The following is a 12,861-nucleotide window of genomic DNA, read 5'->3' as shown; positions in this document are numbered from 1 at the left end:
CGTACTCGCCAGTGCGTGGGGCTTTCTCCGAGCGTACGATTCAGTTTCGCTTCACCACGCACGCGGAGCGTGCGAAGTCATTACCTCACTTTGTTTTGGAAATAGGTGCGAGTTTGGTACAATACAGACACCAAAACCACCCCGATGAACATCGGGGTGGTTTTGGTTGTGGACGCGCGGCGTGTGTTTTGCGTGCTACGATGGAGTCCTACTCTCAAATGTCTATCCTATGCCCAAGCGTGCAGCGCGAGCGTCGGCTAAATCGCCGTTCCTCAACGGTGATCTCTCGGAGGTGCGCGGTACGGATTTCCGTAACACGGCGCAGTGGCGGATCTTCCGCATCATGGCGGAGTTCATTGACGGAACACAATTCTTGTTCGATCTCAAGCGCGAGGTGACGTTCTTTGGCTCTGCGCGTCTCGCGCCGTCGCATCGGTGGTATCGGGAGGCGCGGAAGCTCGGTGCCATGCTGGGCAAGGCCGGTTTCACCATTGTCACCGGTGGAGGGCCAGGCATCATGGAGGCAGCGAACCGCGGCGCGCATGAGACGGGTGCGGAGTCCGTCGGGATCAACATTCAGCTCCCGCACGAGCAGCGGACGAATAAGTGGGTGAAGAAGTCCATGGCGTTCCACTACTTCTTCACGCGTAAGTTCGTGCTCTCCGTGTCTGCGCAGGCGTACATCTTCTTCCCTGGCGGGTTTGGCACGCTCGATGAGATGGTTGAGATGGCCACGCTCATCCAGACGAAGAAGGTGCCGCGCGTGCCGATCGTGCTCGTGGGGAGGGAGTACTGGTCGGGATTGCATGACTGGATGCGCACACACATGCTCTCCAAGGGCATGGAGACGATTGAGTCGCAAGACCTCGATCTCATGCAGATCGTAGACACCGCCGAGGAGGCCTTCGCGATTGTGAAGAAGACGAAGGAGCGGGCGTACTTTTAAACCACAGGGGGTTTCGACACCCCCCCGTGCGACCCCCAGTGCTTCGCAACGGGCGAAGCCCGATTGCTTCGCACGGGAGGGGGAATGTAAAGGAGGAGCCCCTGCCAGCGTGGCGGGGGTTCTTCGTGTGTGTGTTCGTTCGAGACAGGGATGCTACATGCGTCCCCTCACAACGTCAAGGACGTGGGCTTCTGCCTGCGCGAGCGGTTGCGCAGGGAGGGTTGCCGTTGCGCGTGCGGCAGCGCCGGTTCCGCCGATGGGGCGGAGGAGTGCGGCAACATCGAAGCGGCCGGACGGTGCGTAGGCGCGTACCGTGATCGTGCGATCCGGTTGCTCGCAGAGGAGGAGGATGACTCGCGCGTCCGGCGCGTTCGCGAGGAGGTCGTCCACGATGGCGTCGAGGTCCGCATCGTGTGCACCCACGGTGAGCACGTCGTGTTGCGAGAGGATGCTCCACACGAGGCCGCGCTCGCGATCGGTGCGTAGTCGCGTGAGTGCACGGCCCCAGAGCTGGAGCTCGGGGATAGATTTCGTTTGGAAGAGCCGCGCGACGACTTCCTCGCGCCGCGCCCCGCACTCGAGGAGGTACGACACCGTCGTGAAGGTCTGGGCGCCCATGCGCGGTGTGCGGAAGCTCCGCGTCTTGACGAGGATGCCCGTGAGGAAGCAGGTTGCCACGTCCGCATCCATGGGCTGTCCGAGCTCGCGGAGGAGCGCAGCGGCCACCTCGCCGCACGCGCTCGCTGTCACGTCAATGCAGTGGATTTGCCCGTAGCGTTCGTGGTCCGGCGCGTGGTCAATGGCGATGATTGGCGTCCCCTGGAAGCGTTCGGGGTTGCGCGTGTAGAGCGCGCCGAGCGATGCGAGGTCCGGGCTGTCCACGGCGATGATGAGGTCGTAGGAGGATTGCTCGATGGCGGAGGCGATGTGCTCGCGCTGGAGCGCCGTGCCGCCGGTCGTGAGCTCGATCTCCACCGCGCCGTCCCGCACGCGGTGGCGGAGGTCGCTCGCGTGCGGGTCGTCGCACGGGATGCGGATGCGCACCTTCTGCTCGCACCGCGCCTCGCGCTGCACGCGGTCAACGCCCGGGAGGAACCCGTACCGCAGGGCGTGGCCGGGCGTGAAGCCGCTCGACACGACATCAATTTGATGTCCCGGTCGCTGCCGCTCCAGCGCGAGTGCCAGACCGAGTGCCGTCGCCACGCCGTCCGCGCTCGCGCTTTCCGGAAAGCAGACGAGCGTGTGGTTGGAGCGCGTGATCGCCGCGAGAGCTTGCTGGGAGACGGAGAGTGCCATGAATCGTTTTTGAGCGACGATCGGAACATTATCCTGATAAGCTATCAACAGTACATCGTGCGTGCGGTCGCGTCAATATTTCCATGTGGTGGGATGTCAGGCATCGTTGACAATGTGATCGTTTGCTCTCCATCTGCTACGATGGTTCTACCTATGGAAAATGATTTCCCGACACGCTACGATCCGTCCGGTGAGGCGGAACTCTATCGCACATGGGAGGACGCGGGGCACTTCAAGCCGTCCGAGATCGCTCGGACCGGTGAGGTGTTCAGCATGGTGCTTCCGCCGCCGAACGCGACCGGTACGTTGCACGTGGGGCACGCGGTCATGCTGGCGATCGAAGACATGATGGTGCGGTACCATCGCATGCGCGGTGATCGGACGGTGTGGATCCCCGGGACCGATCACGCGGCGATTGCGACGCAGCACGTCGTGGAGAAGAAACTGAAGAAGGAGAACGTCCAGGGCCGCCGCACGCGCCACGAGTTGGGGCGCGAGGCGTTCCTGCGCGAGGTGGAGGCGTTCGTCGCCGCTTCGCAGCATCGCATCATCGAGCAGTCCAAAGCCATGGGTGCATCGCTCGATTGGTCGCGCCTCGCGTACACGCTCGACGCACCGCGCTCGCTCGCCGTGCGGACGATGTTCACGAACATGTACGATGCGGGCGTGCTCTACCGCGGCAACCGCATCGTCAACTGGTGTCCCCGCTGCAAATCCACGCTCGCGGATGACGAGGTGGAGTATCGGGAGGAGCACACGCCGTTCTACTACTTCCATTATGGTCCGGTCGTCATCGGCACGGCGCGCCCGGAGACGAAGTTTCAGGACAAGACGCTCGTTGTGCATCCCAACGATGAGCGTTACGCCCACATCGTTGGTACGACGTTTGCGGTGCCGTGGATCGAGGACGAGCCGCTCACCGCGAACGTCATTGCCGATCCGGTCATTGATCGTTCGTTTGGGACCGGCGCAATGACGATTACACCCGCGCATAGTTTCGAGGACTTCGAGCTCGCACGGCAGCACGGTCTCCCGATTGTCACGATTATTGACGAGGACGGCAACCTCACGGGAGCCGCAGGGATGTTTGTTGGTCGTAATGCACGCGAGGCGCGCGCGGACATCGTCGCAATTCTCCAACGGAAGGGACTCGTGGAGCGTATTGATGAGCACTACACGCACAACCTCTCCGTCTGCTATCGCTGCGAGACACCGGTGGAGCCGCTCCCGAAGCTCCAGTGGTTCGTGGATGTCAATAAGCAGTTTCGACCCCGCGCGTCTTCGCAGACGAGCGTCTCTCCTCCCTCGTCATCTCGAGCGAGCGAAGCGAGTCGAGAGATCTCTCCGAGTGCAGCAGATGAGATTTCTCCGCTTCGCTCGCAGACGAGCTCCGGTCGAAATGACGAGGAATTGGTTTCCCTCAAGGACCTCGCGCTCGAGGCCGTGCGTTCCGGTGCCATCGAGATCATCCCCGAGCGATTCACCAAAGAGTACTTCCACTGGATGGAGAACCTCCGCGACTGGTGCATCTCACGTCAGATTTGGTTTGGGCATCGAATTCCGGCGTGGTACCACGAACCGAAGTGCGTTCCGAAGCACGGCCATGAGGGTGACGTGCAGCAATGTAAGGAGTTGGTCGTATCGGTAGAAAAGCCCGAGTGCGAATTTTGTGATGCGGAATACGAGCAAGACCCGGACACCCTCGACACGTGGTTTTCGGCCGGCACGTGGACGTTTTCGACGTTGGGATGGCCGGAGCAGACGGAAGACCTCAAGACCTTCCATCCGACATCCGTTCTCGAGACCGGCTACGATATTCTGTTTTTCTGGGTGGCACGCATGATCCTCATGACGGAGTTCGCATTGAGTACGGTGCCGTTCAAGCAGGTGTACCTGCATGGCCTGGTGCGCGATGCAAAGGGACGGAAGATGTCGAAGTCGCTCGGGAATGTCATTGATCCGCTCGATATGACCGAGAAGTACGGCGCGGATGCGGTGCGCCTCGCGCTGTTCATCGGTACGTCGCCTGGTGCGGATTCCAAGCTCGATGAGCAGAAGATCGCGGGCTACGCGAAGTTCATCACGAAGGTGTGGAACATCGCGCGGTATGTCGCGATGCAGACGAGCGAAGTGTCGTCCGCATCCTCTCCCTCCGTCATTTCGAGGTCCTCCGAGAAATCTCACACGTCGCACACGATTGCGGCGGATGGTGAAGGCGTACCGGGGATTGCGGATGCCTGGATCCTCACGAGGCGGAACACGCTCATCCAAGATGTCACACGCTTCTACGAGCAGCACGAGTACTCAAAGGCCGCGCAGGAGGTCTACGATTTCGCGTGGCATGTCTTTGCAGATTGGTACGTGGAGGCGAGCAAGGCCACGAGGATTCAGCTCGCGACGCTCACGGAGACGCTCGAGGTGGTGTTGAAGCTCCTCCATCCGGCGATGCCGTTTGTGACAGAGACGCTGTGGCGGCGCCTTGGACACGATGACATGCTCATCGCCGCGCCGTGGCCGGAGGGAGACGCGGAGCGGGGGGCGCAGGACGCGGAGCAGGCAGTGACCTTCGAGCTTGTCCGCGAACTCGTGTCCGCCATCCGTCAGTTCCGCAGCGACGCGGGGATCCCGCCGAAGGATCTCGTCGCGGTGACGCTTGTGCCTGGGAGTGGGGAGGAGCGTGCACGGTGCGCGCACGCGGAAGTGCAGGAGCTCGTGCGTCACTTCGGGCGGGCGGCGCAGGTGACCATCGCGGAGGCGCAGGACGGCGCGCCGAGCGCGACGGTGCGCGGGACGACGGTGACGGTTCGTGCCTATGTCCCATGAGGAGGATCAGTGGCCGCGGAAGATGCGGTGGGCGGTCGCGGCACTCGTTGCCTCGATGACACTCGCCACTGCGACGCCGCTCACGCAGAATGCGAACCTCCGCGCGGGTGTCGTGCGGTCGTTCCGGCAGTTCGTGTACGATCACCAGCTCAAGCCCGCGCCGTACCGCGCGCTCGCCATCGCGTTCGACGCGCAGGACCACGCGCTCACGTGCGAGGTTGCCGTGCTCAAAATGGTTCTCGCGTACCGTGGCATCGCGGTGACGGAGGACGAGCTCCTCGAGCGCGTCGGGTACGATCCGACACCGAGCACCTGGGCGAATGGGATACGCACGTGGGGTGACCCCGACGAAGCGTTCGTCGGCGCACGGGACGGCATCATGGGCGAAACGGGCTACGGCGTGCACGCAGGCCCCATCGGCCGCGTCGCCGGAACGTACCGTCGCGCCGAGGTCATCGAAGGCGGCACCGCAGCCACGCTCGTCACGGCACTGAGTGGCGGTAACCCCGTCATTATCTGGGGGGTCAACGGCCGCGGCCGCGATCTCACCTGGCGTACGCTCTCCGGCCGCATCGTGCACGCCGTTGATGGCGAGCACACGCGCGTCGTGGTGGGGTACACTGGAAGTTCCGATGCGGTAGAGGGTTTCCACGTCATGGATCCCATCTACGGCGAACAGTACTGGGAGCTCGACGAGTTTTTGGAGAACTGGGAGCAGCTCGGGCGGCAGGGGGTGATCGTGTACTAAACGCAGAACGATGTATGCAGAACTGAAGGAACAAATCGTTTTTATGCCGTTGTTTCGAGCAGAGTGCACTGACTACGCAATGTCACCCGCTTCGTAACAATGTTTCGTGTGAGATTTCTCCCGTTGGTCGAAATGACACCACCCCTCGTGTCATTTCGAATGGAGCGTAGCGGAGTGAGAAATCTCACACGGTACATTACGGGCAAGGGCTCAGTGTATGGAGGAGCGCGCATACTACGTCTACATCATGATGAACAAGTGGCGGACCGTTTCGTATATTGGTATGACGAATGATCTCGCGCGTCGTGTCATCGAACATCGGGAGGGCATCGTGGACGGTTTCACGAAACGCTACCGGTGCCACGATCTCGTGTACTATGAATGTTGTAACGAGGTCATGGGAGCACTGTCGCGTGAGAAAGAGCTCAAGAAGTGGAGCCGCATGAAGAAATGGGCACTCATCAAGCAACAGAATCCTGATTTGCGTGACCTTTCGCTAGAGTGTTTCGTGTGAGATTTCTCCCTTCGGTCGAAATGACACCATCCTGTCATTTCGAACGGAGCGTAGCGGAGTGAGAAATCTCATACGGTGCAATCATTGAACGATGTATGCAGTCAAAACAAGACAGCGCAGCTATCAACGAGCTTCTCACCCGAGGCGTGGATACGGTGTACCCGAGTGCGGATGCGCTGCAGGAGGTGCTGGAATCGGGGAAGAAGCTGCGCATCTACAATGGTATTGATCCGACGGCGGACACGCTGCACATCGGGCACCTCACGGTGTTGCAGAAGTTGCGACAGTTCCAGGATCTCGGACACGAGGTCATCATGCTCATCGGGGACTTCACGGGCATGATCGGCGATCCGACGGGCAAGTCCAAGACGCGCGTGCAGCTCACGCGTGCGCAGGTGCGCGCGAACGCGAAGCGATACAAGGAGCAGGCGGGTGCCGTGCTCGCGCGCGGGTTCACCGTGCGTCGCAATGGCGAGTGGTGGGATAAGGTATCGGCACAGCAGTTGCTGGAAACGCTGTCGCTCACAACCGTCCAGCGGCTGCTCGAGCGCGATATGTTCCAGGAGCGGATGCGCGAGGGGAAACCGATCAGCGCGCATGAGTTCATCTACCCCGTGCTCCAGGGCTACGACAGCGTGGCGATGGAGGTGGATGTGGAGATCGGGGGGACGGATCAGACGTTCAACATGCTCATGGGGCGCGACTATGTGCGGAAGATGCAGGAGCGGGAGAAGTTCGTCATCACGGTGCCGCTCCTGACGGACGCGAGCGGGAAGAAGATCGGGAAGAGCGAGGGGAATATGGTGGAGCTTGGCGTCGCGGCCGCGGAGTTGTACGGTCAGGCCATGGCGCTGCCGGATGGCGTCATCGTCCCGTGCTTCGTGCAGTGTACAAGCGTGCCGATGGAGGAAGTGGATGCGATCATCACGATGTTGAAGGATGGTGCAAATCCACGCGACCTCAAGATGCGCCTCGCCCGCGAGTTGGTGCGCATGCGTTATGGTGTCAAGGATGCAGACAAGGCGCAGGAGGCGTTCGTGAAGACGTTTCAGAAGCACGAGATGCCGGAGGAGATGACGAGCGTCCCCGTAAAGCGTGGCAAGTGGAACATTCTCGACCTCCTTGTGGTGGCAGCACTCGTACCCTCAAAGGCCGAGGCGCGGCGTGTGGTGCAGCAGCGTGGCGTGAAGGTTGATGGGAGTATTATGAGCGATATCAGCGCGGTGGTCGTCGTAGCCAAGGATGGAGTGTTGATCCAGAAGGGGAAGCGACACTTCGTGCGGGTGGTTGCGAAGTAGCATATGTCCGTGTGGTCCACGATGCTCGACGAGCTGCGCGAGGCGGCGCATGGGGCGGTGCCGACGGTGGAAATCGAGGCACTGGCATTTGAAATTCCGCCGGATGCTGCGATGGGGGACCTCGCGGTGCCGTGCTTTGTGCTGGGAAAGCAGCTCTCGGAGAAGCCGCAGGCCATCGCATCGCGCATCGCAGACGCGCTCGCCGCGCATCCGCTCGTTGCGCAGGCGGGTGTTGCGGGGGCGTACTGCAACATCACGCTCGATGCGGGCGAGGTGGCGCAGCGCGTGTTGGCGGTACCCGCACCCCCTCCAGCTCCTCCCGACGCTGCAGCCCAAAGGAAACCGGCCGGGATCCCGACCTCGCGTCGGGACCCTCAAGATGAGGGGGAGGGTCAGGAGGTTATCCTGGAGTTCATTTCACCGAATGCGAATAAGCCGCTCCACCTCGGACATCTGCGCAATGCGTTTTACGGTGAGGCGGTCGCGCGGCTGTTGGAAGCAACGGGGCACACCGTGCGGCGGGTGCTGTTGCTCAACGATCGTGGGATCGCGATGGCGAAGGCGATGCTCGCATACGCACGGTGGGGGGCGGGGTCAACGCCGGAGTCGGAAGGACTCAAGGGCGATCACTTCGTGGGGAACTGGTACGTCGTGTTCGATCAGAAGCAGCAGCACGACGCGGGTTTGCTCGAGGAGGCACAAGAGCTCGTACGGAAGTGGGAGGCCGGTGATCAGGAGACGCTCGCGCTCTGGCAGCGCATGGTGGATTGGGTGATCGCGGGGCACGAGGAGACGTACGGGAAGCTCGGTGTCGCGTTTGAGCGCACGTACCGCGAGAGCGCCATCTACGAGCAGGGCCGCGCGATCGTGGAGCGCGGGGTGGCGAGCGGGACGCTCACGCATGATGCGAAGGGTAACACCGTCGCGAAGCTCGACGCGGTGGGGCTCGATGACAAGGTGGTCATCCGCGCGGATGGGACGACGGTGTACGCGACGCAGGACCTCGCGCTCGTTGCCGCGAAAGCGCGCGACGACGGTGGTGCGCGACAGATCGTCATTACCGCCGTGGAGCAGGACTACTACTTCAAGCAGCTCAATGCGATCCTCACGATGCTCGGGATGCCAACGGTTGAGCATCTCTCGTATGAGATGGTGAACCTCCCGGAGGGGAAGATGAAGTCGCGCGAGGGGACGGTAGTGGATGCGGACGACCTCATCGCAAAGATCACGCAGCTTGCGGAGGAGGAGATCGCGCGGCGAGAAGATCCGGTGCCAGGCGAGCCGGACGCGGGGACGGACGAGCCGCCGATCGTCGCGCGCAATGGCGATCGCGCGCGCGCGTCCGCCATTGCGATGGCTGCGCTTCGCTTCATGCTTCTCAGCGTCTCGCCGCGGTCTACGGTGACCTTTGATCCTCATGCGGCTGTGGCGTTCTCTGGCAAGACCGGGCCATACCTCCAGTACGCGCACGCGCGCATGTGTGCGATTCTGCGGAAAGTGGAAGGTGCACGAGTGGCATCAATGCGAAGGGGTTTGACGGGGAAGTATCTCTTTGAGCAACCTTCAGAGAAACAGCTCCTGTGCATGATTGCTCGTTTCGAGGATGTTCTTGTTGGTGCCGCACGCGAGCGCGACCCTTCAACGCTCGCACAGTTTCTCTACGAGTTCGCCAAGACCTTCGCTGATTTTTACCGCGATGCACATGTACTCGTTGATGACGTGGATATTGGAGCCCAGCGAGGTATTTTGTTGGAAGTGGCGCAGCAAACCCTCGCGCGTGGCCTCACGATCCTCGGCATCGAGCCGCTCGAGCGGATGTGACGACGGTACGCTGGAGGAGATGGTTCTCCACAGCGCCATTTGACAGCGATGATCGCGATGCTATGGTGAGAGGGCTATGATCACTCGTGTCTCCACGTGGTACTCGTTTAAGCATCTCCGCGGTCCTGCGGGGTGTGATGACGTGTGCGCGCGTATCGAGTAGATCAAGCGTACCAACCGTGCAACGATCACACCCCGCTTCCCAGGAAGCGGGGTGTGTGACGTTCGTTGTTCTTTCCCAATTGAACGGAGGTGACGATGCGTGATACGCAGATGCCCGATGATGCGGAGCGCGGTGACGTGCTGGGGCGCGGTCGAGACCGTCGCCGTACGGACGACTGCGATTGCGATAGCGATCGCGGAACGGATGCGCTCGGTTGGCCTACTTCGTCGCGTGGTGTGACGGATGGGCCAGATGGCGAGCGGTTTGATGAGGTGTTCTGAAAGGAGGTGATGACCATGACGTTCATCACGCACGGGTAGTGTCGGAGTTGCAGTGAAACGGCTGGAGGTGGTTGGTGTTCCTTGGGACGAATCCCTTGGACATGGGTCCAACCACCTCCAGCTCAGGTATAACATGACGACGGTTCGTCGTCGAGTACTGAGCGGAGGATGTGATGTGTACAACGATGTGGATGCGGTACGGTGGACTCGCGGGACAGACGACGAAGCCGGAGGTCTTGCCGGTGCGCGTGGACGCGCCCGATGCGGTCGCTTCCGATGGCGATTCCGCCGAGCGCGGGGATGAGCAGTCAGGCACGCACAAGCGTGCACCGTTCCTCATGAACGGCGAGTGCAACTCCGATTGGTGGTGGACGCGATCGTGACGCGGTGATGTCCAATGCTTGACAGCGCGGCGGTTTGCGCCGTATAGTGGTGGAGTGCAGAACGAACCCCGCCGCTATGATTGACGCACCATCACTCCTCGAACGCACGCTCGCCATTCCGTGTTGGCGTACTCCGGACAACCCCGATGTGGAGTCCGGCGTGAGCGCGTTCTTCTCCGATGTCATCCAGCGAGAGCTGCCGTGGCTCAAGGTGAACCAGCAGCACGTAGACGGCAATCGCTTCAACATTTTTGCGACGGACGGTTCGCCGATGGAGATGCTCTTTGTAGGGCATCTGGACTGCGTGCCGCCAGGCACGGGGTGGGAGTACCGCGTGACGGGCGAGATGGACGGCGGGCGTTGCTACGGACGCGGTGCGTACGACGTGAAGGGCGGCATCGTCGCGCTCCTCGCTGCGGCGGCGCGCATGGGCGCGACGCGCGGCGTTGGGTACCTCCTCTACTGCGATGAGGAGTATGACTTCCATGGGATGCGTCGTTTTCTCGCCATCGAGCGGAGCCGCGCGAAGCCGAAGCTCGCAATCGCCATCGAGCCGACCAATCTCCGCGTGCGTTCGGGCTGTCGCGGGATCACGGAGTTCACTGCGATCGTGCGCGGCAAGTGCGGGCACGCGGCGCGTCCGTGGACGGGGCAGAGCGCGCTCAAGGCGTTCCTCCACGGTGTGCGGCGGATGGACGAGTTCACCGAACAGCACACCGATCCGACGTTGGGACGCACGACGCGCAACATCGCGTCGCTGCGTGCCGGCCAGTTCCGTGGTCTCGACGGTGAGTATGCGATTCTCGCGGAGGATGGCAACATCATTCCGGACTACGCGCGCGGCATCATCGAGATCCGCACCGTCCCCTCCATGCACGCGGAGCACTGCATTGATGCATTCCGTCGCGGTGTCGAGGAGGCCGGGTGCCACGTCGAGCGCGTCGTGAAGCGTTTTGACTTCCGCGGATTCCAGACCGCGCACGAGGCGCTCAAGCCGCTCACCGATGCCGTGCACGCGACACTCGGTTCCGTGGAGTTTGAAGACATCGGTGCAAGCGGGTACTCGGACGTGCAGCTCCTCTCCTCACAGCTCGGCGTCCCGTGCGCGATCATCGGCCCGACGGGTGATAACATGCACGCGGCTGATGAATTTGTGGAGCTCGACAGCTTGCGACAGCTCCAGGAAATTTTCGAGCGAACGCTCGTGCCGTATCGTCTCCCTGCAGCCCCGTAGCGTGCAGCGCGTACGGAAAACCCCCATCCCGATGTACTCGGGATGGGGGTTCTTGCGATCACCTTGCGCTTGTGGCAGTGCCGATGCGGAGAGGGAGCGTGGAGCCGTGCGGGAACCACAGGGTATTCTGGCCGCGCTCGTACCACCGCGCACGAGCGGTGCCGTTACTGAGCACCGCCGCTGTCCCATTGCGCACCACGACGAACGCCTCCTCCTCGATGCCGAGGACCGGGTGCTCGTGGAAGCGATGGAACTCCGCGATGCGGTAGCTCGTCGGCTCGCGGTTGGGTGCAGACGATGCCTGCGCGTCCAGGAAGTGCGGATTCGTCGCCCAGGGCACGAACCCGAATCCATCGAACGGCGGCGCGCACTCGACGGTGTTCCAGTCGTTCGTCGGAATGATCGTCATGCCGGCGATGTTCATGCCTGCGCTCGCGCCGATGTATGGCATGTCGTTTTCGCGCACGCTTTTGCGGATGTCCGAGAGCAGCCCGGACACACGGAGGCGTTGGAGTAGCGCGTACGTATTTCCACCACCCACCATGATCGCGTTTGCCCTGCCGAGGGCCGCGAAGCGATCCTCGGCATCCCATCGGATGTGGTGCACCGCAGCACCGATGCGTGCGAACGCGTGTTGTGCTTTCGCGAACCACTCCTCCGGTGGGTCCATGATCTCCGCTGCGGAGATGTAGCCGATATCCCGCCGCTCGCCAAGCAGGCGAGCGATCTCCGGGAGTGCGTGCTGGAGAAACGGCGTTCCGCCTGTTGACATGAGCAGCAGCTTCACGGTCTTCCTCACTTTCTTGCAAAGAGCAGTTTTCCCCCTGCACCCCCATCCAAGCGCATGACCTTGGCACTGTCAAGCGACGCATCTATTTGTCTTTTTCTTGAGAGTCCAGTACATTCGGTGTAGTCCTATGCTACGCGGACGTGGTGAAACGGTAGACACGCTGGCTTGAGGGGCCAGTGGGACCTAGTCCCGTGGAGGTTCAACTCCTCTCGTCCGCATTGTTGAGCAATCGGTCAAGTGCCCGACCATCGGTCGGGCACTTGACGTTGTGCGCACAGCGTGCTACGGTTTGTGCGAACATCATGCCGATGAGGAGGAAGTCATGGAGCAGGTGAAGATATTTGGGCGGGATGATCTCAATACGCTGGAACAGCTGGTCAACTCGTGGCTGGATGAGTGGGGAGAGAAGATCGAGGTGATAGAGCGTGTGGTGACAGCGACCGCCACGTCGGATGGCGAGACGGAACAGGTGATCGTCATCTTCTACAACAAGGTTGTTCTGCCTCCTTCGCGCACGTGACCGCCAGGCCCCACCCCCACAAGCGGTGGGGCCTTCTTTTCGCC

12 protein-coding genes and 1 tRNA gene are annotated in these 12,861 nt (G+C 61.8%); 11 read left to right on the top strand and 2 right to left on the bottom strand.

The window, feature by feature from the left end; translation table 11 throughout:
- The first annotated feature begins 229 nt into the window (after nt 1–229).
- On the top strand, nt 230–946 hold the full coding sequence (locus Q7S96_00615; protein ID MDO8462763.1) for a TIGR00730 family Rossman fold protein: 717 nt from the start codon (nt 230–232) through the stop codon (nt 944–946).
- A gap of 153 nt (nt 947–1,099) precedes the next feature.
- Here the strand turns inward: Q7S96_00615 and Q7S96_00610 are convergent, their stop codons facing one another.
- Complete coding sequence (locus Q7S96_00610) at nt 1,100–2,242, bottom strand: hypothetical protein (GenBank protein ID MDO8462762.1); 1,143 nt, start codon at nt 2,240–2,242, stop codon at nt 1,100–1,102.
- Between the two features lie 153 nt (nt 2,243–2,395).
- Here Q7S96_00610 and Q7S96_00605 point away from each other — a divergent pair, with 153 nt between their 5' ends.
- The 8 genes from Q7S96_00605 (at nt 2,396) to Q7S96_00570 (ending at nt 11,507) form a co-directional block, all read left to right on the top strand.
- Nucleotides 2,396–5,065, top strand: coding sequence for a valine--tRNA ligase (locus tag Q7S96_00605; protein MDO8462761.1), 2,670 nt, complete (start codon nt 2,396–2,398; stop codon nt 5,063–5,065).
- Nucleotides 5,055–5,813, top strand: a complete 759-nt coding sequence (locus Q7S96_00600; protein MDO8462760.1) for a C39 family peptidase — start codon at nt 5,055–5,057, stop codon at nt 5,811–5,813. Before Q7S96_00605 ends, Q7S96_00600 begins: the two co-directional genes overlap by 11 nt.
- A gap of 217 nt (nt 5,814–6,030) precedes the next feature.
- Nucleotides 6,031–6,327, top strand: coding sequence for a GIY-YIG nuclease family protein (locus Q7S96_00595; GenBank protein MDO8462759.1), 297 nt, complete (start codon nt 6,031–6,033; stop codon nt 6,325–6,327).
- Nucleotides 6,328–6,422: 95 nt separating this feature from the next.
- Nucleotides 6,423–7,625 (top strand): tyrosine--tRNA ligase, encoded by a 1,203-nt coding sequence (tyrS, locus tag Q7S96_00590; protein ID MDO8462758.1) that lies wholly within the window; start codon nt 6,423–6,425, stop codon nt 7,623–7,625.
- A gap of 3 nt (nt 7,626–7,628) precedes the next feature.
- Nucleotides 7,629–9,446 (top strand): arginine--tRNA ligase, encoded by a 1,818-nt coding sequence (gene argS / locus Q7S96_00585; GenBank protein MDO8462757.1) that lies wholly within the window; start codon nt 7,629–7,631, stop codon nt 9,444–9,446.
- Between the two features lie 258 nt (nt 9,447–9,704).
- Nucleotides 9,705–9,890 (top strand): hypothetical protein, encoded by a 186-nt coding sequence (locus Q7S96_00580; GenBank protein MDO8462756.1) that lies wholly within the window; start codon nt 9,705–9,707, stop codon nt 9,888–9,890.
- 173 nt (nt 9,891–10,063) lie between these two features.
- Nucleotides 10,064–10,273 carry a hypothetical protein gene (locus Q7S96_00575; protein MDO8462755.1) on the top strand — a complete coding sequence of 70 codons (210 nt, stop codon included), beginning with the start codon at nt 10,064–10,066 and terminating at the stop codon, nt 10,271–10,273.
- Between the two features lie 76 nt (nt 10,274–10,349).
- On the top strand, nt 10,350–11,507 hold the full coding sequence (locus Q7S96_00570) for a M20/M25/M40 family metallo-hydrolase (protein ID MDO8462754.1): 1,158 nt from the start codon (nt 10,350–10,352) through the stop codon (nt 11,505–11,507).
- 58 nt (nt 11,508–11,565) lie between these two features.
- Here the strand turns inward: Q7S96_00570 and Q7S96_00565 are convergent, their stop codons facing one another.
- Nucleotides 11,566–12,279: a Type 1 glutamine amidotransferase-like domain-containing protein gene (locus tag Q7S96_00565; protein ID MDO8462753.1), complete on the bottom strand. Its 714-nt coding sequence runs from the start codon at nt 12,277–12,279 to the stop codon at nt 11,566–11,568.
- A gap of 152 nt (nt 12,280–12,431) precedes the next feature.
- Between Q7S96_00565 and Q7S96_00560 the strand changes: the two genes are divergently transcribed.
- Nucleotides 12,432–12,515 (top strand) — tRNA-Leu (locus Q7S96_00560).
- A gap of 71 nt (nt 12,516–12,586) precedes the next feature.
- Complete coding sequence (locus tag Q7S96_00555) at nt 12,587–12,817, top strand: hypothetical protein (protein ID MDO8462752.1); 231 nt, start codon at nt 12,587–12,589, stop codon at nt 12,815–12,817.
- Nucleotides 12,818–12,861: the final 44 nt, after the last annotated feature.

The organism is bacterium, from assembly GCA_030647005.1.
Classification (GTDB): Bacteria; Patescibacteriota; Patescibacteriia; order JACPHY01; family JACPHY01; genus JAUSKG01.
This window is presented reverse-complemented; position numbering and strand designations above follow the sequence as displayed.

What these genes read in the sequence shown, in the direction of transcription:
- Q7S96_00615 (MDO8462763.1), top strand. Translation starts at nt 230, where the DNA reads ATGCCCAAGCGTGCAGCGCGAGCGTCGGCTAAATCGCCGTTCCTCAAC.
- Q7S96_00610 (MDO8462762.1), bottom strand. Translation starts at nt 2,242, where the DNA reads ATGGCACTCTCCGTCTCCCAGCAAGCTCTCGCGGCGATCACGCGCTCC.
- Q7S96_00605 (MDO8462761.1), top strand. Translation starts at nt 2,396, where the DNA reads ATGGAAAATGATTTCCCGACACGCTACGATCCGTCCGGTGAGGCGGAA.
- Q7S96_00600 (MDO8462760.1), top strand. Translation starts at nt 5,055, where the DNA reads ATGTCCCATGAGGAGGATCAGTGGCCGCGGAAGATGCGGTGGGCGGTC.
- Q7S96_00595 (MDO8462759.1), top strand. Translation starts at nt 6,031, where the DNA reads ATGGAGGAGCGCGCATACTACGTCTACATCATGATGAACAAGTGGCGG.
- tyrS (MDO8462758.1), top strand. Translation starts at nt 6,423, where the DNA reads ATGCAGTCAAAACAAGACAGCGCAGCTATCAACGAGCTTCTCACCCGA.
- argS (MDO8462757.1), top strand. Translation starts at nt 7,629, where the DNA reads ATGTCCGTGTGGTCCACGATGCTCGACGAGCTGCGCGAGGCGGCGCAT.
- Q7S96_00580 (MDO8462756.1), top strand. Translation starts at nt 9,705, where the DNA reads ATGCGTGATACGCAGATGCCCGATGATGCGGAGCGCGGTGACGTGCTG.
- Q7S96_00575 (MDO8462755.1), top strand. Translation starts at nt 10,064, where the DNA reads ATGTGTACAACGATGTGGATGCGGTACGGTGGACTCGCGGGACAGACG.
- Q7S96_00570 (MDO8462754.1), top strand. Translation starts at nt 10,350, where the DNA reads ATGATTGACGCACCATCACTCCTCGAACGCACGCTCGCCATTCCGTGT.
- Q7S96_00565 (MDO8462753.1), bottom strand. Translation starts at nt 12,279, where the DNA reads ATGTCAACAGGCGGAACGCCGTTTCTCCAGCACGCACTCCCGGAGATC.